This window comes from Bacillus sp. FSL R5-0659 (assembly GCF_038008785.1).
GTDB classification, from domain to species: Bacteria; Bacillota; Bacilli; order Bacillales; family Bacillaceae; genus Bacillus; species Bacillus safensis.
The window spans coordinates 3,342,282-3,363,554 of record NZ_JBBOZU010000001.1 but is presented as its reverse complement, the minus strand read 5'-3'; the positions used below and the strand labels follow the sequence as shown (position 1 = coordinate 3,363,554).

Here is a 21,273-nt window from a genome sequence, read left to right as displayed (position 1 = left end):
TCCATTTCACATAATTCCTTCTAAACAACTTGGAATAGTTGATAATATAAATTATAATAAGGCAAACCAATTGAAAAGTATAATTAGTAATCATAAATACACGATTCAGTTATTTAAAATATAGAGAAAAGAGGGGTTTTTATGGAGATTCGTGCGATCCGCACCTTTGCCACCATCGTGAAATATGGGAATTTTTTAAAAGCAGCAGAAGCACTGAATTATTCTCAGCCAACCATTACCTTGCACATCAAACATTTAGAAGAGGAAATTGGAGAGAAGCTTCTAGAGAGAGGGAAGACCTTAAAGTTAACAGCATCAGGACAGCTTTTTTATGAAAGAGCCAATTCTTTACTCAATGAATATGAGAAACTGACGAAAACGCTCCAAGATTTAGAAGTGGGCATTGCGGGATTAATTCGCATCGGTGTTTCTGAGCCTACTGCCAGTTTAGAATTCCCGGCGCTCCTTGCAGAATTCAAGGAAAGGTTTCCGAATGTAGAATTTTCTGTGCAAGTAGCAGATGCAAATACACTGAGTTCCTTGCTTTCCCATGATGAGATTGATTTTGCGATTTGCGGCGCACCAGAAGCTTCGATGGAAAATAGCTACAAGCCGCTTTTTCAAGATGATATCGTCCTGCTGGTCCCGTCTTCCCATCGATTGGCGGAAAAAGAGGCAGTGGAGGTAACAGATTTAGAAAATGAGACCATATTATTCACACCGCAAAATTGCCCCATTCGCATTCAAATTGAACAACAAATCGTCGATGTCATTGGGACAAATTATAAGAAATTAGAGATTACTAGCAGCATGTCCCATAAACACTATGTTCAGGCGGGCTTAGGAGTTTCTCTGTTTACACGAACGGCACATTCTTTTACACTCCCAGGTACGAAGGTATTAGAAATAAAGGGCATTCAAGTTTCCCCGCCAGTTGGTCTATTAAGGAAAACAAATGATACGCCTGGAAGAGCTGTGCTCCAGTTTATTGATCTCATTGAAAATCGATTGCACCAGCACCAACCATCATAAAAAGAGGGGTTAGCCTTTATGCTAGCCCCTCTTTCAAGTTTATTTCACTGTTTGTTTCAGAAATTGATTCTTCTTAATGGGCAGACCCAAGTTTTCGCGAAGGGTATGAGCTGGATAATTTGGGTCGTAATATCCTCTTTCGACTAATATCGGAATGACGTGCTCCGTCCATTCGGATAAACCACTAGCTAAAATCGGAGCGCCAAAAATAAATCCATCTGCGGCATCCTCTTCGATCCATTGAATTAATTTGTCAGCTACTTGTTCGTAAGTGCCGAAAAAGGCACTTTTGGGCGTGGTCACTTGTAAAGCGACTTCTCTTAAGGTCAGGTTTTGCTCTTTGGCCATTTTCTTAATGGACTCTGTTGTGGATTGGAAGCTGTTTGACCCAGCGTCACCTATATCAGGAAAAGGTTCATCAAGCGGGAATTGACTGAAGTCCAAGTGGTCAAAGAATCGGCCCAAATAATGCAGAGCTTCTTCAATAGAGACTAGATGTTTAATGGCTTCATATTTTTCTTCTGCTTCTTCGACTGTTCTTCCTGTAATCGGGTGGATGCCAGGGAATATTTTGATATCGGATGGTTTTCGCCCAAACGCTTCGGCTCTATTTTTCACGTCGCGGTAATAGGCTTTTGCCTTTTCAAGTGAATCGGCATTTGTAAATACAGCGTCTGCTTCTTTTGCGGCTAGATCTTTTCCAGCATCTGAAGCGCCTGCCTGAAAAATTACGGGCTGCCCTTGTTCAGAGCGTTCAATATTTAAAGGACCTTTGACAGAAAAGTGTTTTCCATGATGGTTTAAAGTGTGCAATTTATCTCGATCGAAGAAAACCCCCGTTGAACGATCCCTTACAAAAGCATCTTCTTCCCATGAGCTCCAAAGCCCGTTCACTACATGTAAGTACTCTTCTGCAATTTCATATCGAAGTGAGTGGCTTGGGTGCGAACGGATGATGTGATTTTCAGCAGAGCCCTCTAATGGGGAAGTCACAACATTCCAGCCTGCCCGGCCTTTACTTAATTTGTCCAAGGAAGCAAATTGTCTGGCAATGGTAAAGGGCTCACTGTATGAAGTGGATACAGTACCCACAAGTCCAATCTGTTTGGTGACTGTGGCAAGCGCAGATAAGATGGTTAATGGTTCAAATCGGTTCAAGAAATGAGGAATTGAATGTTCATGGATATATAAACCATCTGCAACAAAAACAAAACGGAAACCCGCTGATTCTGCCTTTTTTGTCATCGCTTGATAATAATCAATGTTAACACTTGCATCTGCTGGAACCGATTCATCCTTCCATGCATTCATGTGACCCCCTGGGCCATGTAACATTAATCCAAATTGTATGTGCTTTTTTCCAGTCATGCCGATCGTCCCTTCTGTTTGAGGTAGCAATGTTTTATGTTCTTCATCATAAGGCAGAACCGCAGAGAAGTATAATTGGTATCAGTAAAGTGTGACTTTATCTTTTCTAATATCATTTTTTTCTTTCAGATGTGTCGTTAGGTCCATGATATGATTTCTTAAAAACATGGATGTTTACGAAGTAAATGACCCGTACCAAAAGCGCTATTTTTCGATGAAATGTGTGTCAAAATATCTGAAAAATTAGTGAAAATGACGTAATTCGACTTTTTTCCTGTGCATCTAATTCCCTGTTTTTGACTGAAGAGAAGGAAAATGGTGAATTTTCAGTGAATATATAACTTTGTGAAAAACAAAGGAGGGATAGGAATGAAAAAGCGTTCAGTCTTTTTGTCATTTTTATTGGTAGGTAGTTTGTTACCGGGAGTAAGTTCAGCTTCAGCACCAGTAGCGAGTGCTGGTCATGGGCATGATCATGGTCATGCGCCGTTCGAAACCCATATTGGTGAGGGGTTGCCAAAAGCAAACAGTTTTAAAGATTTGACGGCAGCACCTCCAATTGAACGAGATGTAACAACAAAGGTATTAGATGAGTCTGGTAAGCAGGTAGGCTCGAGAACCTTTAAGGCCAATACAGGAGATTCAATTTCAACAAAAGCAAGTACAGGCAGTCAGAAGGTCACTGTCTATGCGGTTGCTGATGCGCAGTATCGTGCGAAATATAGTGACTGGCAAACACGGATTGTCAACATCATCGAGCAAGCAGATGTCACGTTTAACCGTGATCATGATGTGGACTTTGTCGTACAAGCAGTAGGATCTTGGACGTCTTCGGGATCAAATTCATCACAAATTCTTTCCAACCTTGCGCGCAGCTTTGATGGCAGAGGATACGACTTTGTCACTGGATTTACAGCAAATCCAAACTTTGATGCTGGCGGAATCGCTTATGTCTACAATAGTGCACCAAGCGGAAGTGCATTCGCCGTGAACCTTGACCAAGGAACAGCGAATACAGCAAAAGCGGCTACACATGAATATGGCCATAACTTTGGCTTACCGCATGACCCTCAAGGAAGCGGCATTGTCTGCTTAATGAATTATGATTATTCCTACACAGTTGACTACTTTGATGCGGCTCATAAAAATCAAGTGAACCGTAATAAAGCTTGGTACAGATAAGAAAGAAGACAAAAGGACAAACACCATATGGGTTTGTCCTTTTTATATGCTTACAGGTCGCTCATTCGCTTTCCTGCTACGGCATAGTGTTCTTTTTTCATTTCTTCAATAATAACAGAGACTTTTTCTGCACCTGCGCCTGTTGTTTCAACAACAGCATCAGTGACTTTCTCCACAAGCGCTCTTTTTTGCTCGTCTGTTCTTCCTTCAAGCATTTGTACGGTGACAATCGGCATGGCGAAAACCTCCTTTTTCCTTTAATGCTACGCTTCCCTTTAGTTTAAGGGACTTCTTATAGTATACTGAATGAAGTAAATCATTGTATAGAAAGAAAGAGGGATTCATGCCTTTGAACCAATTTCTTGTTTATCCATTAGAACTTATTCCATATGTCGCCATTACGCTTGTTGTTGCATTTACGATGCACGAGCTGGCACATGCATATGTTGCGTACCGTTTCGGAGACCCGACGGCTAAGAATCAAGGGAGACTGACGTTAAATCCACTGAAGCATCTCGATATTTTCGGGACGATTTTGATCTTTGTGGCCGGGTTTGGCTGGGCGAGACCTGTACCAGTGAATCGTTACCATTTTAAAAAACCGCGTTTAGCAGGGATTTGTGTCTCCATTGCTGGACCATTAAGTAACTTAGTGCTGGCGTTTTTGGGCTTTCTTGTGTATGTGCTTCTTCAGAAGTTTGGCGGAGAATGGATCATGCGCTTTGAGCCGGGAGTCGATTATTTCTTCCAGATCTTTATTAACTTAAACGTCATCTTGTTCCTATTTAACTTATTGCCGCTTCCGCCGCTTGATGGATATCGTATCATTGAGGACGTCGTCAGTCCTGGTATTCGTGCGAAAATGACGCAATTTGAACAATATGGGATCATTATTTTTCTCATATTCGTGATCACACCGCTGGGTCAGTTTGTGTTTGGTCCATTGATCGGAATGCGGGATCAAATCATATACTGGTTTAATCTTATTTTGAAGCCGCTGCTTTAGGAGGTTTAATGAATGGAAGGTAAAAAGAAGAAACCAATTGGTTTTAACATCATTAAAAAAACAGATGCAACCGACGGACATGGAGGCTTTGGGGCAGGTGCACTCAGCCTTGATAATATCTCGCCAGTCATCATTGATGTAGAGGAAAAGGAAGCTGTCATTGATATTGGTGCCATGCATGCAAGAAGTGCCGTCGAAAAAGGAATTAAATTTTTGAAAACAAAAGAAGAGGTACCGAACGGAAAGCCTTATTGGCTCGTATGGGTGACGATTGACCGCAGAGAAGAAGGGCCTTATTATGCAGGTGTGACGGCTTGTGAAATGACCGTTGACCGTTCGATTCGCCGCGGGTATAAATCACTTCCAGAGCATGTGAATTTAATGGATAAATCGATGAAGCGAAAAATCGTCGTGAGTCATATGGATGACGTATCCAAAAAGGTGCTGGCTGATTTCTTAAAGGGTCACAATGAAGCGCTATGGGACGCATCGACAGATGAATTAAAAGAAGGATTGGCTGTCCCTGAATAATTGTGAAATTTTTGTGAAGAATGGCGGATCGCTACCAAATCCATCCGTTTTTTGAGTAAACTGGTGTTAAAGCTAGGACATGGAGAATCCCGAGATGCAGATCTCGGGGTTTTTCATGTCTTTTTTTAACGTTTCAGCCACTTTTCCCACCATTTCTTTGGCTTTTGATCTTGAACTGGTTCCTGCTCAGAGGCTTTGTCCTCAGCACCATAGCAGACACCTGTCGGCTCTGTTCCTTCTATAAAATAGGTGAATACCTTTGAGTTACATCCTGGTCCTGCGAGATCGCCAGTTTTTGGATTGATATATACCCCTTTGACACCGTCAGGCGGCATGAAGGAGGAGGCTGGCTGCTTCGAGAGGGCTGATTCCATAAAGGAAGCCCATATTTTTTTCGCATAGGCCGTTTCTTCGACTGAGTCAATGGTGCGGCCTTTATCATAGCCAGTCCATACACCTGTGACGAGCTGGGGAGAGAAGCCGATCATCCAGCTGTCGGCTCCTGTTGTCCCGGATTTCCCTCCGTATGTTCGTGTAAGGTCCTTTATAATGGTGCGGCCAGTGACACTTGTATAGCCGTTTAATTGATCGTTGAACATTCCTGACATCATATCGGTGGTGACAAAAGCTGCTTTTTCATCGAGGATTTGTTCTCGTTTTTGTTTCTCTTCAAAAAGCACATTGCCTTTTGCGTCGGTTACTTTCGTAATAAAGGTTGGTTTGACGCGTTTTCCGCCATTTACCAGCATGGCGTAAGCATTGGTCATTTCAATGGGTTTCACAGGAGACGTGCCTAGAGCAAGAGATGGTACTTGGTCTAGTTTCTCCTTGATTCCAAATGTCTTGCCAGCACGTACAAGCTGTTCCATTCCTAAAAATAGATGGGTCTTTACAGCGTAAATATTATCAGACAGCGCTAAAGCTTGTAGCATTGTAATGCCGTCATTGGCGTAATAGCCGTGATAATTGCTTGGTGAATAAGCCGCACCGCTGCCTTGATCATCCAGTTCAAACACCGTTTCCTCACTGCGCATGACGGTTGCGGGTGTAAACCCGTTTTGCAAGGCAATGTAATAAAGAAGGGGTTTCATGGTTGAACCGGGCTGCCTTTTTGCTTGTGTCACCCGATTGAATGGACTTTTCTCGTAATCTCTCCCACCTATGAGGGCAAGTACATGCCCTGTTTGAGGATGGATGGCGGCAAAGCCAATTTGGATATCTGATTTGGAATCCATCGTGTTTTTTAACGTCTTTTCTGCGATTTTCTGTAATTTTGGATTAAGGGTCGTTTGGATATGAAGTCCATAGGTTTCGATCTGTTCCTCTGTTAACCCCAAGTTTTGTTTCAACTCTCGAATCACATCGTCATAAAAATATGGGGCTTGCTTTGCTTGCAGCTGCTTCTTCTGCAAAGGGCGATAGGACAGCTTTTCTTTCGCAGCGTCATCGGCTGCTTTTTTAGTAATCATGCCATCCTCTTGCATTTGTCTCAAAATCATATTCTTTCTTGCGTCGGCTTTCTCCTCATTCACATAAGGGGAATACAGAGAAGGCCCCTTTGGGATACCGGCAAGAAGGGCAGATTCAGCGAGGGTTAAGTTCTTTGCTTTTTTCCCGAAATACAGACGTGACGCTGCTTCCACACCGTACGCTCCGTGACCATAATAAATGGTGTTCAAGTATCCTTCTAAAATCTCATCTTTTGTATAGTTTTGCTCTAAACGAATCGTGTAAAAGGCTTCATTCCACTTCCGCTTCCACGTTTTATCATGATCTAAATACAGATTTCGTGCATACTGCTGGGTGATCGTGCTGGCACCTTGTACCTTAGCCATGGCACGAATATCGGCCACCGCAGCACCTGCCATCCGTTTTACATCAAAGCCATGATGCTCATAAAAGGTTTTATCCTCAACAGCCACAACAGCCTGTCTCATATGAGGAGACATATCCTTTAATGGCACCCAATATCTCTTTTCTCCAAAGCTGGATTCTCCAAGCTTTGAGCCATCGGCTGCATAAATGGTCGTGGATTGGGGAACTTGAACAGAAGGGGCACCTTGCCATTTAGCTATTAATAGAATCGTCAAAAAGACAGTGCCTGCAAATAGAAAAGCGAGCAAGCCGATAAAAAAACAGGCTCGAATCGTTTTCACGGTCATGCGGATTTTTTTATTACTCATGATTGTGTCCATGCAAAGCCCCCATTTTGACGGTTTTTTATCAGTATGGAACAAAGAAAACCGTTTTAAACAAGCGATTGCAGGAGCGCTTTAAAAAATGAAGAGAACTCAAGCGGTTCTTTACAATTTGATATGAATCCACTATACTTTTTTCTTGGACAATCGATATAGTCAAAGCCGATAAAAGGCGCTAACAATAGATGTTTGTTTATTATTGGATGAGAGGAAGATGAACAATGAGCGAACTTTGGTATACAGAGAAGCAAACGAAGAATTTTGGTATTACATTGAAGGTGAACAAAACCCTTCACACAGAACAAACAGACTTTCAGCATTTAGAAATGGTGGAAACAGAAGAGTTTGGCAATATGCTGTTTTTAGACGGCATGGTGATGACATCTGAGAAAGATGAGTTTGTATACCACGAAATGGTGGCTCATGTTCCTCTTTTCACTCATCCAAACCCGGAAAATGTTCTTGTCGTAGGTGGAGGAGACGGCGGTGTTATTCGTGAAATCCTCAAACACCCAAGTGTGAAAAAAGCGACACTTGTTGATATTGACGGAAAGGTTATCGAATACTCGAAAAAATTCCTTCCTTCTATTGCTGGGAAATTAGACGATCCTCGTGTAGATGTCAAAGTCGGAGACGGTTTTATGCACATTGCTGAAGCTGACAACGAGTATGATGTGATCATGGTGGACTCAACTGAGCCAGTTGGACCAGCTGTGAACCTATTCTCTAAAGGATTTTACGCAGGAATCTCAAAGGCACTCAAAGAAGACGGTATTTTCGTTGCACAAACGGACAACCCTTGGTTCACACCGGAGCTGATTACAAATGTACAGCGTGATGTGAAAGAAATTTTCCCAATTACGAAGCTTTACACAGCGAATATTCCAACGTATCCAAGCGGTCTTTGGACATTCACCATCGGTTCTAAAAAATACGATCCACTTGCTGTAGAAGACAGCCGTTTCTTTGATATTGATACGAAATATTACACAAAAGAATTGCACAAAGCGGCATTCGTTCTGCCGAAATTTGTGAGCGACTTAATCAAATAAATGAAGCGAAATGGGAATGCGCAAATGACAGTTTGCGCATTTTTTGAAGCGTAAAAGGAGGAATCTTGCATGAGATTCGACGAGGCTTATTCAGGAAAAGTGTTTATTGGAAGTCATCCGACATGGGAAGATGCAAAGGTCATTTTATACGGCATGCCGATGGACTGGACAGTTAGCTACCGCCCAGGTTCACGTTTCGGTCCGAACCGCATTCGTGAAGTATCGATCGGTTTAGAGGAATACAGTCCTTATTTAGATCGTGAGCTGCACGAGGTGCCATTCTTCGATGCGGGTGACATCCCACTTCCTTTTGGGAATGCACAAAAGAGCTTAGATTTAATTGAAGAGTATGTCGACAGCATTTTAGAAAAAGGAAAGTTTCCATTAGGAATGGGCGGCGAGCATCTCGTGTCTTGGCCGGTTTTCCGTGCGATGTATAAGAAATACCCTGATTTGGCGATCATCCATATGGACGCACATACAGATCTTCGTGAGGAATATGAAGGTGAGCCGCTTTCACATTCAACACCAATTCGTAAAGTTGCAGGACTTATTGGAGCTGAAAATGTATTTTCTTTCGGCATCCGTTCTGGAATGAAAGAAGAATTTGAATGGGCAAAAGAAGCGGGTATGCACATTTCTAAATTTGAAGTGCTGGAGCCATTGAAGCAAGTATTGCCAAAGCTAAAAGGGCGTCCAGTATATGTGACGATCGATATTGATGTACTTGACCCAGCCCATGCACCTGGTACAGGAACGGTAGATGCTGGCGGTATTACATCAAAAGAGCTGCTTGCATCCATTCATGCGATTGCAGGATCTGACGTCCAAGTAGTCGGGGCAGACCTTGTCGAGGTAGCACCTGTATATGATCACTCTGACCAAACAGCGAATACAGCGAGTAAGCTTTTACGCGAAATGCTGCTTGGGTTTGTGAAATAATCAGTTGATAGAGGAGCTTGTCATCTCATGTGGACAAGCTCTTTTTTTACATTGGTCAAAAAATAAAGGAGGCAGCTCATGTTTTCGTCAATATTGATGGTGTTCCTCGCTTTATGTGTGTTAGCGGCAGGCTTTCTCACACTGAAACGAGAGCTCGCAGCTGATCCACCTGTTTTTGCTTCTAAAAAGGAAGCAAAGGAGGAGTTAGTTGGTTTATTTCAGGATCGGGGCTTTTTCTATCTTACGGCCATTGCGTTATTCATGAAGGTGGTATTTAAGAAGAATCTAATCGCACCAATTGATTTTTTTCAGGCATTTTTGGCAAGTTCAGGCATACAAGCTCTTTTTTATTTACTGAAAAGAAAAGACTTAGGCGTAAAGGCTGGACTTGTCGTATTGGTCAGTTGCATTTTTCTTTTTTTCTAAAGGGATGGCTGAAGATGAAAAACGAAGTTTAATCGCCGTGAAGAAGAGAAATGATGGTATGATAGGCGCTCATGATTATGGTATACTATTTTAGTTAAACGGGTCTTAGCAAAGGAAGTGCAAAATGACACAAAACCAAATTTCAATTCATGTAAAGTCAGTGATGAAACCAGAGACGGAGCCGGCTGAAACGATCGAATTCCGCACGACTGGAACGTATCAAGAGAAGAATGACAAAACGTATCTCACTTACCATGAAGAACATGAAATGGGTCAAGTAAAAACCGTTGTGAAAATGAGTGAAAAAGAAATTTTTGTCATGAGATCAGGGGCTATTCAAATGAAGCAGCGCTTTCTCATTGGAGAAACGACCGTCACACATTACACAATGCCATTCGGTACACTTCAGTTAGATGTGCACACACATGGCATTGATCTCGATGTGGACAAGGGACTGCTGCACATTACGTACGATATGCTGACAGGAGAAGATCAAAAGCATTTACATACATTATCGATTTCGTATAAGGAGGATTTACGTTCATGAATATCGCAGAACAGGTCAAAGATGCGTTAAAAGAAGAAATCATTGCGGCAGTCGTCAAAGCAGGACTTGCCGATGAAAGCCAGGTGCCAGATGTCCTTTTAGAAGTGCCGAAAGACAAAACTCACGGTGATTACTCTACCAACATGGCGATGCAGCTTGCCCGCATTGCGAAAAAAGCACCTCGTCAAATCGCAGAAGACATCGTCAATGCGTTTGATAAAGGGAAAGCTTCCATTGAAAAACTGGATATCGCAGGTCCAGGATTCATTAACTTTTATATGAACAATCAGTATTTAACAAAGCTGATTCCAGCTGTCCTTGAAGCAAAAGAAGCGTATGGCGAAACGAATACAGGCGGCGGTCAAAAGGTGCAAGTCGAATTCGTCTCAGCCAACCCAACAGGTGACCTTCACCTTGGACATGCCCGCGGAGCAGCTGTAGGAGATTCCCTTTGCAATATCCTTGATAAAGCAGGGTTCGATGTGAGCCGTGAATACTATATCAACGATGCAGGGAATCAAATTAATAACCTCGCTTTATCTGTCGAAGCACGTTATTTTGAAGCACTCGGTCTTGAAAAAGAAATGCCTGAAGACGGCTACAGAGGGGAAGATATCAAAGGCATCGGACAAAAGCTTGCGGATGAATTTGGTGACCGTTTCGTGCATGAACCGGAAGAAGAGCGTATGAAGTTCTTCCGTGAATACGGCTTGAAATACGAATTAGAGAAATTACGTGTAGACCTTGAGAATTTCCGTGTGCCATTTGATGTATGGTATTCAGAAACCTCTTTATATGAAAACGGAAAAATCGAACCAGCGCTGGAAACACTTCGTGAAAAAGGCTATGTCTTTGAAGAAGACGGCGCAACATGGCTGCGTTCAACTGATTTTGGCGATGACAAGGATCGTGTGCTGATTAAAAAAGACGGCAGCTTCACTTACCTGCTTCCAGACATCGCATATCATAAAGACAAATTGGACAGAGGCTTTGACCAGCTTATTAATATTTGGGGAGCGGACCATCACGGCTATATCCCTCGAATGAAAGCGGCGATCCAAGCACTTGGATATCCAGCTGGCAAGCTTGAAGTAGAAATCATCCAGCTTGTGCATCTTTACAAAAACGGTGAAAAGATGAAGATGAGTAAGCGTACAGGAAAAGCTGTCACAATGCGTGATCTCATTGAAGAAGTCGGCTTAGATGCGACTCGTTATTTCTTTGCGATGAGAAGTGCGGCGACACATATGGACTTTGACCTAGACCTAGCCATTTCTACGTCTAACGAAAACCCTGTGTACTACGCTCAATATGCGCATGCGAGAATTTGCAGCATGTTGCGTCAAGGAGAAGAAAAAGGCTACGAACCAAACCTTGAAAAAGCCGATTTCTCTCACATTCAATCGGAAAAAGAATACGATCTTCTGAAAATCATTGGCAGCTTCCCAGAAGTTGTAGCAGAAGCAGCTGAAAAGCGTATTCCGCACCGCGTGACGAACTATATTTACGACCTTGCATCAGCCCTTCACAGCTTCTACAATGCCGAGAAGGTCATCGATGTAGAAAACGAAACAAAAACAACAGCACGTCTTTCACTCATGAAAGCAACACAAATCACGCTCGCTAATGCATTAAAACTAATTGGTGTATCGGCTCCGGAAAAGATGTAAGAACACGCAGAAACCCACTCGGAACAGGAGTGGGTTTTTGTCATTCAACGTTTATATCATTTTTATTTCTCTGGAAAATCTCAATTTCATAATTCTCTAATGCTTGTTTAGGAAGTTTCTTTTCTAATATAGACTGCAAACCTGCTATATCTTTTGAAGTATTGATGCCGATGGAAATTGTGGGATCTGTCTTAACGATTTGATAATGTAACAAGCCATGCTCTTTCCATAACGAGTCTAATACTTGTGTCACCTTTTGATCTAATTCTTCTTCAGAAAGAGTGAGACGATTTGGAGTGGAACTTAATCCAAGAATACAAAGAGTAAAAAAAACAAACCAATCAAACGTTTTTTCATTATATCTCCTTAAATAGTTAATATATTCCTTTAATAGATTATAGCATCCAATTAGGTTTGTTTAAATAACTTAACAGAAACATGCTCATAGAAGGCATTGTTCTAGATTTATTTAATGGAACAACATGTCATCCACTCAAAACATGTAAAAACCCGCTATCCTCAAGAGATAGCGGGTTTTAAAAATTATCCAAGCGTATTAATAATGTTAGAAATAGAATCAAATAATTGGCTAAGTACATCAGAGAACATAGAGTGTGCCTCCCTTCGGTAAGCATGTAGTATGTGTGCGTCAAATGAAATTATCCAAGTGTGTTAATAATGTTAGAGATAGAATCGAATAATTGGCTAAGTACATCAGAAAACATATTTTTGCCTCCTCTCTTTTCTTTTTACATCTACTTAACGAAGGGAATGAAGGGGTGGATCACTTTTTCTAAAAAAATTTTAAAAAAGATGGTGGCATAGAAAAAAGCACCGGCTATTCGGGTGCTTTTTTGCCTTTAGTTATGAATGAATGCGTAGCTTTATGTCACCATTTGTACACGCTAGCTGAACGTTTCCGCCAATCGGGAAGGTGAAGACGGGCTGTGTATGTCCGATATCGACATCGTAAATCACTGGGATGTGTTTGAGCATTGGGTGCTTATCTAGAATGAACCTCAAAAGTTCCTCTGTCATCTTGGATTTCTTCTGAAAGCGTCCGATGATCAATCCTTTGATTGATTGTGCATGCTGCAAGAGGGAGGTAAGGTCTCTGGCGAACATTTCAGGGAATACCAGCTCATCATCCTCGACAAATAAGATCGCATCCTTTACATTCGGCATAAACGATGTCCCTTGCAGTAAGTTCAGTGTACAAAGGTTTCCGCCATACAAGGTGCCTTCAGCTGTTCCTTCCTGATAAATCCCCCATGTTGTCGGATGAAACTGCCTGTTCGCTTGATCGAGATACCAAGCATCATCACTCCATTTTGTCGAAGGAATCACATCAAACGGTTCGCCGCCGTTCATCAAGCAAGCTTGAAACATGGCAGTCTGCTCCTCCTGCCCCTGCTCCATGTAAAAGCTGGAAAAATGGGGGCCGGAATATGTCACCATATCACATTTCGCTGTAATGGCGTTTGCAAGTGCAGTGATGTCACTATAGCCGCAGAGGACTTTAGGGTGCTGACGGATCAAGTCGTAATCAATATAAGGCAAAAGTTCATTGCAGTTGAAGCCTCCGATGGCTGTCAAAATACCATCGACATCATGATCTCTGAACGCCTCATGCAGATCAGACAAGCGGTGTTCAATAGACGATGAGGAATGAAGGTCACATTCAAACACGTGCTGTCCCAAAGAGACAGTGAAGCCTAAAGCCTCTAAATGTTTTTTCGCTTGAGCAATTCCTTCTTCTGATAAAATGCTGGCACTTCGGCTTGGGGCAATAACACGTATATGGCTCCCTTTTTTAAGAGGTGAGGAGGTATGCATAAACAGATCTTCCTTTCCATCACATATTTCTCTATTATATCGGATCAAATAGCGAAAGTCTGTAAAGGCTAGGAGAAAGGAATGGGTCGTGCGTTTCATACGAGCTGTGCAAAGGGTATGGAAGAGAAAAAGACAGAATGAGGGCGGAGAATGTGAAAAAGAGAAGACTGGAATTTTTATTTTTATATTTTATGATATTTGGGGCATATGTGGTGTATTGGTGGACTGTGCCGGCGTGGAGCGTTCAGCTGTACGCAGCGATTTATATCGCCATTATTTTATTTAGTATCGTCTCACTCATGCTGGAGAATCGTACATCACAGCACACGTTATTATGGATATATGTGCTGGTTTTTTTCCCGATCATTGGCTATATGTTTTATCTGTTCTCAGGGCAGCTCTATGTAAAAGGTCATTTATTCAAATCAAAGAGAATGTATAACCGTGAAAAATTAAGAAGAATATCTGAGCTTGAGAGCAAGCCGGATGAATCACGTTTAACCGATAATCAGCGTGGTTTTTTTCAATACACAGAAAAAGCTACAGGCATGCATGTGAATACAAATAGTGATATGGACATTTTAAAGAATGGAGAGGAGACGTTTCCCCGAATTTTTGAAGAGTTAAAAAAAGCAAAATCATTCATTCATATTGAATATTACATGTTTAAATCTGATTTCCTCGGCCACCGGATGATGGAGATTTTGATTGAAAAAGTGAAAGAAGGGGTAGAGGTCCGCTTCATATATGATGCGGCGGGCAGCATTCGTTTCTCACGAAAAGATATTAAACGCTTGAAGCAGGCAGGGGTAAAGGTCGCTCCTTTTCTACCTTTAAAATATGGATTTTTTAACCAAAAATTCAATTTCCGAAATCACCGAAAAATCGTCATTATTGATGGAGAAACAGGGTTCGTCGGCGGATTAAATGTTGGCAAGGAATACGTAGGACGGGATGAAAAGATCGGCTTTTGGCGTGATACGCATGCCATGTTAAAGGGTGAGGCTGTTCAGACCCTTCACTCCGTTTTTATGCTCGACTGGGAATACGTATCAGATGAAGTATTAATTGATGATCCGAAGTATCATACGCCGCATCCTGTGACCGGAGAGGATGTCATTCAGGTTGTACCAACTGGACCTGATATGAAAGAAAGTATGAGTGATTTATATGATGCTCTCATTTCTAATGCGAAACAATTTGTCTGGATTGCCACACCTTACTTTGTACCAAACGAATCGATTCGCACTGCGCTCAAAATCGCTGCCACAAGAGGGGTGGATGTGCGGGTGATGGTACCGGAGATCAATGACGGATTTCTCACGCAATATGCCACACGATCCTATTTTTCTGAGCTTCTAAAAGAGGGCATCAAGGTGTATCACTATCAAAAAGGGTTCATGCATCAAAAGGTGATGATCGCAGATGGAGAGCTCGCCTCTGTCGGTACCGCAAATGTTGATATGAGAAGCTTTCAGCTCAATTTTGAGGTCAATGTCTTTACAGCTGCGAAAAAGCCAATTGAGCAATTGATGGCCCACTATGAGGAAGATATGAAGGAATGTGAGCAAATGGGTCCTGTTCATTTTTATAAAAGAGGCTTAAAAGAGCGGTTGAAGGAATCATTTGCTCGATTGTTTTCTGGCGTATTATGAGGATTTCCAGTCAATGAAATCATTTCCTGATCTAGTATTTTGCAGAGGATTCCTCTATAATTGAAAATGATTATCAATTATAGAGGAAATGAGGTCCTTTTACATATGCTAAAACGCTTTTTCGCCTATTACAGGCCCTATCGCGGTCTGTTCTTTTTAGATTTCTTTTGCGCTGTCGCAGTTGGATTAATGGAACTTGGTTTCCCGCTGATCGTGAACTACTTCATTGATACGTTATTACCAACAGGGAACTGGACAGTCATTGCCTGGACCGCACTTGCTCTGTTTATCATTTATGCCCTCAGCTCAGTGATGCAATTTATTGTGTCGTACTGGGGACACATGCTTGGCATTAATATTGAAACAGATATGAGGAAGAAGCTGTTTGATCATTTTCAGCGTCTCTCATTTAAGTTTTTTGATAACAACAAAACGGGTAAGCTTATGTCTCGGATGACAAATGACCTCATGTACATTGGTGAGGTGGCTCATCACGGACCTGAGGATTTGTTTATTGCGATTATGACGATTCTTGGCGCCTTTGCTGTCATGCTAATGATTAACTGGCAGCTTGCTATTTTAACCTTTTTGATCATGCCTGTCATCATTTGGCTTGCCCTTCATTTTAATAAAAAGATGACACAGGCGATTACACAGCTGAACAATGACATTGGAGACTTTCATGCAAGGGTTGAAAACAATATCGGCGGTATTCGTCTTGTTCAAGCCTTTGCCAACGAACATTTTGAGAAAAAGCGTTTTGCTGAAAACAACAACCGCTTTCGGAAAGCGAAGCTTCTTTCATATAAAATCATGTCGGTTAACGGCTCAATCAGTTACATTCTGACACGTCTTGTGACACTGTTTGTCCTTCTAGCAGGGACATGGTTTGTTCTGCAGGGTCAATTAACGGCAGGTGGATTTATCGCGTTTGTTCTGATTACAAACGTCTTATTCAGACCGATTGATAAGATTAACACAGTGATTGAAATGTATCCAAAAGGCATTGCGGGCTTTAAAAGTTATGTCGACTTACTTGAAACAGAGCCAGATGTGAAGGATACAGAAGGAGCTCGTGATGTATTCGGGCTGAAAGGTGAAATTGAATATCGAAACGTGACATTTGGCTACGATGAGCACAGTCATGTGTTAAAGGATATCGATTTGAAGATCAAACAAGGAGAAACCGTTGCGTTTGTCGGGCCTTCAGGAGCCGGGAAATCGACGATTTGCAGTTTGCTGCCACGTTTTTATGATGTGGATGAAGGGGAGATTACGATTGATGGCGTGAGTACAAAATCGATGACCCTCTCTTCTTTAAGACAGCAGATCGGCATTGTGCAGCAGGATGTCTTTTTATTCTCAGGCACCATTCGAGAAAACATCGCATACGGCAACCTAGAAGCCAGTGATGCGGAGATTTGGGAGGCTGTACGTCGTGCGCATTTAGAGGAACTCGTTCAGCGTTTCCCAGAAGGATTAAATACTGTCATAGGCGAGCGCGGCGTCAAATTGTCAGGTGGTCAAAAGCAGCGCCTGTCCATTGCGCGGATGTTCCTAAAAAATCCTTCAATTCTTATTTTAGATGAAGCCACATCAGCACTTGATACAGAAACAGAAAAAGCTATACAGGATGCACTAAGCGAACTGGCTGTCGGCAGGACGACACTTGTCATTGCCCACCGCCTCGCTACAATTAAGCACGCCGATCGTATCATCGTCGTAACAAAAGAAGGCATTCAAGAACAAGGCCGCCACCAAGAACTCATCCAAATGGGCGGCGTGTACAGCAGACTGCATGAAGCGCAGTTTGGTCATTGATAGTAAGGCGTAAATGAGTTCAGCTATTGAGTTGGACTCATTTTTTTACATGTGATAATAAAAAGTGGTTCGTCCTGCAAATATTTAAATCACCATTTAAATGGAATTCTGATATAATTTAAGGAAATTAGATCCAAAAGGAGAGGGTTGTTTGAGCGAAACAGCAAAAACATTCATGCTGAAAAGCATTCACTACGTGACTCTTGTTGGTTTATTTATATTGATCATTCCAGCTGGAATCAACCCAGTATTTTTTTACATTGGGATTATTTTATTTGGCATTCACCTTTTTGTAAACGTTATAGACAGTTCTTTAAGCAAAGTCAAAATATCGATAGCATTGATTATTAGTTTTACGCTCATATTACTTGGCCTTTTTAAAATATTTTTTTGAAAAGATTTTCATTCGTTCAGTAGCCCTTTTGATAAAGGGCTTTTTTTGTTAGGATAGAAAAAATGCGTGTAGGAAGGATCTGATGGAATGAAGGGGCTTCGGCGATTACAAAAGGGCGATAAGATCGGTATTTTTTCACCTTCCAGTCCTGCATCAGCGACCTCGCCTCTTAGGTATCAGCGGGCGAAGAAGTGGCTTGAGCAAAAAGGATTCATTGTGATCCCAGGATCATTAACAGGGAAAGAGGATCACTACCGTTCCGGTGCAATTCAAGAACGAGCTGATGAGCTGAATGAGCTGATGGCTAGAGAGGACTTGGCGTGCATCATGTCAATGATTGGCGGTACGAATTCAAATAGTTTGCTGCCTTATCTTGATTTTGAGCTGCTGAATCAACATCCGAAAATCATGATCGGTTATTCAGATGCGACAGCGATTCTACTGGCGGCGTATGAAAAAACGGGACTTCCTGTTTTCTACGGGCCGGCGCTTGTTCCTTCTTTTGGCGAGTTTGAACCGTTTGTCAATTTTACATATCAGTCATTTGAGGACATCTTGATGTCTCCTCAAAGCATTCCTTATCAGATTGAAAAACCGCCTTTTTGGACAGATGAACGAATCAATTGGGAAGAAAAGACGCGTGACAAAAAGCAGCGTCCGAATGATTGGCTGTGCGTCATAGAGGGACAGGCAGAAGGCAGATTGATCGGAGGGAACCTGAATGCGATGTACGGCATTTGGGGAAGTGAGTTCATGCCAGCCATCCAAAACGGAGACATCCTCCTCATTGAAGATTGCATGAAAACCGCTTCTGTTGTAGAAAAGAATTTCTCTTTATTGAAAGTAAATGGAGTGTTTGAACGGGTGTCAGGGATTCTTTTAGGAAAACATGAGCTGTTTGATGATGAAGGGACGGGCAAAGAGCCTTACGAGATTTTGCTTGAGGTGCTCGGAGAGACGAAGAGACCACTCATCGCTGATTTTGACTGTGCCCATACGCACCCAATGCTTACGATGCCAATTGGGGCACAAGTGAAAATAGATGCAGCTTCTAAACAAGTTTGGCTGACAGAAGAGTGGATATAAAAAAGAGCGGCTCGGGGCTGCTCTTTTTTATGAAACCTTTTCTTTCTCAAACGGCTGTAGAAGGTCTTGCGCTTTTTTCCCCTCTACGACAATTAAGTAATCAGATTCTAAATGAGTGAGCCTGAAGGTTTCAAGCTCTACGATGTTCTTAATGCTGCACATTGTTTTTTTAGAATACACATATATACGATGCTGAGCCTGCTGGCACTTTTCATAAAGAGAAATAAGCTTATGTAAATTCAACGCTTTTGCAGCGATTCGGATTGAATAGATTTGAGACATCTTCATATCCTCCTGTTAATTACTTTCTCACAATAGCTTTGTTACCCCCATTTGCACAAAGGTAAACCTTTCTCTATGATTTCCATTCAATGGTTCCTCCGCCCGTCCGCTTATTGCCCCTAATCGCAGACAGTTCTTCGACTAGACGGAGCAGAGCCTGATCCTTTAATTTTGCTTCAATCATAAAATCTACTTCACGGCCATACGGTTTTAATGCTTGAAAAAGCGGTAAGACAAAGGTCATATCTACACCATCTGCATGACTGCGTATGGCTTTTTCTGATTTAGGTGAAGACAAGTGGATTTTGGGCGGAATGCCAGTCTTTGTCCAAGTGTCGAACATTCTTGGAAGGATGTCATCGAGTGCGGCATCGTCATCTTTATTTGCCACGTGATGATGATAATCAAAAACAAATGGAATGTCATGCTTTTCACATACACCAAGCGTTTCGAGCGACGTATATGTTTTGTCATCGTTCTCAAGTGTCATTCTCGCTTTGATATGAGCCGGAAGTTGTTTAATATTTTCATCAAAGCGTTGAAGAGCCGATTCTTTATCGCCGTAAGCCCCGCCTACATGAATATTCATGTAACCTTCCTTTTCGAGCTTCATCGCCTCAAGCATCTGATAATGGTACGTCATATCGATGACGGCATTGTCTGTAATTGAAGGTTTTGGGCTGGTAAACAAGGTGAATTGATTGGGGTGAAAGCTTACCCGTAAGTTGTGCCGTTTCACCAACTCGCCAATCTCAAGAAATTCTTTGTGAAAAGGTGTCACGAAGTCCCAGCGCACCTCGGGATGGGTCGCGAGCGGGACGATCGAGCTTGAAAAACGGTACAGCGGGATATCATGAGCAATGGCGAAATAAAGCGTTCTTAATGTATTCACGAGATTGGCTTTCGTTGTTCGCAATAAAGCCTCTTTTCTTTCTTCCTTAGAGAGCTTGCTGTATCTTGCAAAGGTCAGCGACTTGGCAGGAGAAGCTTCCCACAAGGTGACGGCATTGGACACATAACCAAATCGATAACGCATAGGTCATCTCCTTTATAAAAAATACGAGAACATGGCGGCAACCCACTCAAGCGGCCGTGTGAAAAGAGGGCGCTTTGACAATGTTTCTTCTGTCAGGATCTCAGATACTTCCATATGCTCCCGAATCTTTTCCTCTACGTGTGCAGTAAAGTCGGGATCATCAATGGCCACATCTACTTCTTCGTTTAAAAACAAGCTTCGTTTATCAAAATTCGCGGTACTGATCATACAGCGGCTGTGATCAATCAATATGGCTTTCGAATGATAAAATCCTTTATAAAAACGATAAACAAGACATCCAGAGGCAATGAGATCCTTTAAATAATGAAAACCAGCCTCTTTGACAAGTGGATGATCCGCTTTCATTGGAATGATAATTTCAACTGTGACGCCCCGCTTTCGTGCATCAAGCAGCGCCTTCAGAAGAGGGGCTGATGGAATAAAATAAGGCGTACAGATGATGATCTGTTTCTTTGCCTGCTGAATATCTTGGAGAAATAAAGCTTCTAAAGAAAAACCGGCAGTCGCGCGTGTTGTGCATTGTAATGTTCCCGGTTCCAATGCAGGGAAAACCTCATATTGCAGCTGATGAATGCCAGACGACCGGTACAAATCATTCAGAAACACATGCTGGAGATCTGCGACAACCTGTCCAGTCATCCGCAAATGATAATCTTTCCAAATGCCAAAGCGGCCTTTTTTCCCAACATATTCATCGCCTATATTAAATCCGCCAATATAGCCAATCTTCCCATCAATCACCGTAATTTTACGGTGATTTCTCATGTTTAACCGGTAAATCAAAAAAGGAAAACGAGGCTTATTTAAAAAGTAAAATTGAATGCCGCTTCTTTCTAGCATGTCAATCGACTTTTGATCAAACGGATAGGAGCCTAATCGGTCGGTTAGCAAAAAGACGGAAACGCCTTGCTCCGCTTTGGCTTTCAATGCTTGGAACACCCTTTGACCAATCTTGTCGTTCTTTACAATAAAGAACATCATATGAATAGAAGAAGAGGCCTGCTGTATATCCGTAAGCAGCTGATCGAAAAATGGTTCGCCATCATGATAAAAGGTGGCATCGCCGCTTGTTTGGTCAAAAGACCGTTCAAATGCGTGCGTAGAAAAATATTTCTTTCCCATATAAAGGTCTAACATGACGAGCAAAACGATGGCAATGAGTACGAGTAGGATGATCAATGCGATCAT

Annotated in this window: 21 protein-coding genes; 13 read left to right on the top strand and 8 right to left on the bottom strand. The window is 42.1% G+C overall.

The window, feature by feature from the left end; genetic code table 11:
* Positions 1–141 precede the first annotated feature (141 nt).
* Positions 142–1,032 (top strand): LysR family transcriptional regulator, encoded by an 891-nt coding sequence (locus NSQ72_RS17435; RefSeq protein WP_341084800.1) that lies wholly within the window; start codon positions 142–144, stop codon positions 1,030–1,032.
* 39 nt (positions 1,033–1,071) lie between these two features.
* On the opposite strand, the gene NSQ72_RS17430 is transcribed toward NSQ72_RS17435, so the two are convergent.
* Positions 1,072–2,400 (bottom strand): LLM class flavin-dependent oxidoreductase, encoded by a 1,329-nt coding sequence (locus NSQ72_RS17430; protein ID WP_341084797.1) that lies wholly within the window; start codon positions 2,398–2,400, stop codon positions 1,072–1,074.
* Between the two features lie 369 nt (positions 2,401–2,769).
* Between NSQ72_RS17430 and NSQ72_RS17425 the strand changes: the two genes are divergently transcribed.
* Positions 2,770–3,582 carry a zinc-dependent metalloprotease gene (locus NSQ72_RS17425; protein ID WP_058838532.1) on the top strand — a complete coding sequence of 271 codons (813 nt, stop codon included), beginning with the start codon at positions 2,770–2,772 and terminating at the stop codon, positions 3,580–3,582.
* 50 nt (positions 3,583–3,632) lie between these two features.
* On the opposite strand, the gene NSQ72_RS17420 is transcribed toward NSQ72_RS17425, so the two are convergent.
* Positions 3,633–3,818 carry a 2-hydroxymuconate tautomerase gene (locus NSQ72_RS17420; protein WP_003214939.1) on the bottom strand — a complete coding sequence of 62 codons (186 nt, stop codon included), beginning with the start codon at positions 3,816–3,818 and terminating at the stop codon, positions 3,633–3,635.
* Positions 3,819–3,931: 113 nt separating this feature from the next.
* Between NSQ72_RS17420 and NSQ72_RS17415 the strand changes: the two genes are divergently transcribed.
* A complete protein-coding gene (locus NSQ72_RS17415) occupies positions 3,932–4,588 on the top strand; it encodes a site-2 protease family protein (protein WP_224929975.1) in 657 nt (218 codons plus the stop codon).
* Between the two features lie 12 nt (positions 4,589–4,600).
* Positions 4,601–5,119 carry a YwhD family protein gene (locus tag NSQ72_RS17410; protein WP_039182196.1) on the top strand — a complete coding sequence of 173 codons (519 nt, stop codon included), beginning with the start codon at positions 4,601–4,603 and terminating at the stop codon, positions 5,117–5,119.
* A 125-nt stretch (positions 5,120–5,244) separates the two neighbouring features.
* Here NSQ72_RS17410 and NSQ72_RS17405 read toward each other — a convergent pair whose 3' ends face one another.
* Positions 5,245–7,314 carry a transglycosylase domain-containing protein gene (locus tag NSQ72_RS17405; protein ID WP_341084795.1) on the bottom strand — a complete coding sequence of 690 codons (2,070 nt, stop codon included), beginning with the start codon at positions 7,312–7,314 and terminating at the stop codon, positions 5,245–5,247.
* Between the two features lie 224 nt (positions 7,315–7,538).
* Here NSQ72_RS17405 and speE point away from each other — a divergent pair, with 224 nt between their 5' ends.
* The 5 genes from speE to argS all read left to right on the top strand — a co-directional run bounded on the left by speE (position 7,539) and on the right by argS (position 11,954).
* Positions 7,539–8,369, top strand: coding sequence for a spermidine synthase (gene speE / locus NSQ72_RS17400; RefSeq protein WP_003214614.1), 831 nt, complete (start codon positions 7,539–7,541; stop codon positions 8,367–8,369).
* Between the two features lie 69 nt (positions 8,370–8,438).
* A complete protein-coding gene (speB, locus tag NSQ72_RS17395; RefSeq protein ID WP_039182190.1) occupies positions 8,439–9,311 on the top strand; it encodes an agmatinase in 873 nt (290 codons plus the stop codon).
* Between the two features lie 78 nt (positions 9,312–9,389).
* Positions 9,390–9,737 (top strand): hypothetical protein, encoded by a 348-nt coding sequence (locus tag NSQ72_RS17390; RefSeq protein ID WP_341084794.1) that lies wholly within the window; start codon positions 9,390–9,392, stop codon positions 9,735–9,737.
* 124 nt (positions 9,738–9,861) lie between these two features.
* Positions 9,862–10,284, top strand: coding sequence for a DUF1934 domain-containing protein (locus NSQ72_RS17385; protein WP_003215400.1), 423 nt, complete (start codon positions 9,862–9,864; stop codon positions 10,282–10,284).
* The gene (argS, locus tag NSQ72_RS17380) at positions 10,281–11,954 is read left to right on the top strand and encodes an arginine--tRNA ligase (protein WP_058838538.1); all 1,674 of its coding nucleotides are present in this window, start codon (positions 10,281–10,283) and stop codon (positions 11,952–11,954) included. Before NSQ72_RS17385 ends, argS begins: the two co-directional genes overlap by 4 nt.
* Before the next feature lie 40 nt (positions 11,955–11,994).
* On the opposite strand, the gene NSQ72_RS17375 is transcribed toward argS, so the two are convergent.
* The gene (locus NSQ72_RS17375) at positions 11,995–12,207 is read right to left on the bottom strand and encodes a hypothetical protein (RefSeq protein ID WP_341084793.1); all 213 of its coding nucleotides are present in this window, start codon (positions 12,205–12,207) and stop codon (positions 11,995–11,997) included.
* A gap of 611 nt (positions 12,208–12,818) precedes the next feature.
* Positions 12,819–13,790 (bottom strand): S66 family peptidase, encoded by a 972-nt coding sequence (locus NSQ72_RS17370; protein ID WP_341084791.1) that lies wholly within the window; start codon positions 13,788–13,790, stop codon positions 12,819–12,821.
* A gap of 137 nt (positions 13,791–13,927) precedes the next feature.
* Between NSQ72_RS17370 and cls (NSQ72_RS17365) the strand changes: the two genes are divergently transcribed.
* The 4 genes from cls (NSQ72_RS17365) (at position 13,928) to NSQ72_RS17350 (ending at position 18,746) form a co-directional block, all read left to right on the top strand.
* Positions 13,928–15,445 carry a cardiolipin synthase gene (cls, locus tag NSQ72_RS17365; RefSeq protein ID WP_249117613.1) on the top strand — a complete coding sequence of 506 codons (1,518 nt, stop codon included), beginning with the start codon at positions 13,928–13,930 and terminating at the stop codon, positions 15,443–15,445.
* 105 nt (positions 15,446–15,550) lie between these two features.
* Entirely contained in the window at positions 15,551–17,266 is a 1,716-nt protein-coding gene (locus NSQ72_RS17360) for an ABC transporter ATP-binding protein (protein WP_341084789.1), read from the top strand.
* Between the two features lie 151 nt (positions 17,267–17,417).
* On the top strand, positions 17,418–17,660 hold the full coding sequence (locus NSQ72_RS17355) for a hypothetical protein (RefSeq protein WP_039182177.1): 243 nt from the start codon (positions 17,418–17,420) through the stop codon (positions 17,658–17,660).
* An 87-nt stretch (positions 17,661–17,747) separates the two neighbouring features.
* Positions 17,748–18,746, top strand: coding sequence for a S66 family peptidase (locus NSQ72_RS17350; RefSeq protein WP_341084787.1), 999 nt, complete (start codon positions 17,748–17,750; stop codon positions 18,744–18,746).
* Between the two features lie 27 nt (positions 18,747–18,773).
* Here the strand turns inward: NSQ72_RS17350 and NSQ72_RS17345 are convergent, their stop codons facing one another.
* From NSQ72_RS17345 to cls (NSQ72_RS17335), 3 genes are all read right to left on the bottom strand, one after another.
* Complete coding sequence (locus tag NSQ72_RS17345) at positions 18,774–19,028, bottom strand: hypothetical protein (protein WP_039182170.1); 255 nt, start codon at positions 19,026–19,028, stop codon at positions 18,774–18,776.
* Positions 19,029–19,101: 73 nt separating this feature from the next.
* Positions 19,102–20,064 carry a UV DNA damage repair endonuclease UvsE gene (uvsE, locus tag NSQ72_RS17340; protein WP_341084785.1) on the bottom strand — a complete coding sequence of 321 codons (963 nt, stop codon included), beginning with the start codon at positions 20,062–20,064 and terminating at the stop codon, positions 19,102–19,104.
* A gap of 12 nt (positions 20,065–20,076) precedes the next feature.
* A complete protein-coding gene (cls, locus tag NSQ72_RS17335) occupies positions 20,077–21,273 on the bottom strand; it encodes a cardiolipin synthase (protein WP_341084781.1) in 1,197 nt (398 codons plus the stop codon).

Excerpts from the sequence above, each read along its gene's own strand:
- NSQ72_RS17405 (WP_341084795.1), bottom strand. The coding sequence starts at position 7,314 with ATGGACACAATCATGAGTAATAAAAAAATCCGCATGACCGTGAAAACG.
- uvsE (WP_341084785.1), bottom strand. The coding sequence starts at position 20,064 with ATGCGTTATCGATTTGGTTATGTGTCCAATGCCGTCACCTTGTGGGAA.
- speB (WP_039182190.1), top strand. The coding sequence starts at position 8,439 with ATGAGATTCGACGAGGCTTATTCAGGAAAAGTGTTTATTGGAAGTCAT.
- NSQ72_RS17390 (WP_341084794.1), top strand. The coding sequence starts at position 9,390 with ATGTTTTCGTCAATATTGATGGTGTTCCTCGCTTTATGTGTGTTAGCG.
- speE (WP_003214614.1), top strand. The coding sequence starts at position 7,539 with ATGAGCGAACTTTGGTATACAGAGAAGCAAACGAAGAATTTTGGTATT.
- argS (WP_058838538.1), top strand. The coding sequence starts at position 10,281 with ATGAATATCGCAGAACAGGTCAAAGATGCGTTAAAAGAAGAAATCATT.
- NSQ72_RS17360 (WP_341084789.1), top strand. The coding sequence starts at position 15,551 with ATGCTAAAACGCTTTTTCGCCTATTACAGGCCCTATCGCGGTCTGTTC.
- NSQ72_RS17385 (WP_003215400.1), top strand. The coding sequence starts at position 9,862 with ATGACACAAAACCAAATTTCAATTCATGTAAAGTCAGTGATGAAACCA.
- cls (WP_341084781.1), bottom strand. The coding sequence starts at position 21,273 with ATGATCGCATTGATCATCCTACTCGTACTCATTGCCATCGTTTTGCTC.
- NSQ72_RS17345 (WP_039182170.1), bottom strand. The coding sequence starts at position 19,028 with ATGTCTCAAATCTATTCAATCCGAATCGCTGCAAAAGCGTTGAATTTA.
- NSQ72_RS17350 (WP_341084787.1), top strand. The coding sequence starts at position 17,748 with ATGAAGGGGCTTCGGCGATTACAAAAGGGCGATAAGATCGGTATTTTT.
- cls (WP_249117613.1), top strand. The coding sequence starts at position 13,928 with ATGAGGGCGGAGAATGTGAAAAAGAGAAGACTGGAATTTTTATTTTTA.
- NSQ72_RS17370 (WP_341084791.1), bottom strand. The coding sequence starts at position 13,790 with ATGCATACCTCCTCACCTCTTAAAAAAGGGAGCCATATACGTGTTATT.
- NSQ72_RS17425 (WP_058838532.1), top strand. The coding sequence starts at position 2,770 with ATGAAAAAGCGTTCAGTCTTTTTGTCATTTTTATTGGTAGGTAGTTTG.
- NSQ72_RS17410 (WP_039182196.1), top strand. The coding sequence starts at position 4,601 with ATGGAAGGTAAAAAGAAGAAACCAATTGGTTTTAACATCATTAAAAAA.
- NSQ72_RS17420 (WP_003214939.1), bottom strand. The coding sequence starts at position 3,818 with ATGCCGATTGTCACCGTACAAATGCTTGAAGGAAGAACAGACGAGCAA.
- NSQ72_RS17435 (WP_341084800.1), top strand. The coding sequence starts at position 142 with ATGGAGATTCGTGCGATCCGCACCTTTGCCACCATCGTGAAATATGGG.
- NSQ72_RS17430 (WP_341084797.1), bottom strand. The coding sequence starts at position 2,400 with ATGACTGGAAAAAAGCACATACAATTTGGATTAATGTTACATGGCCCA.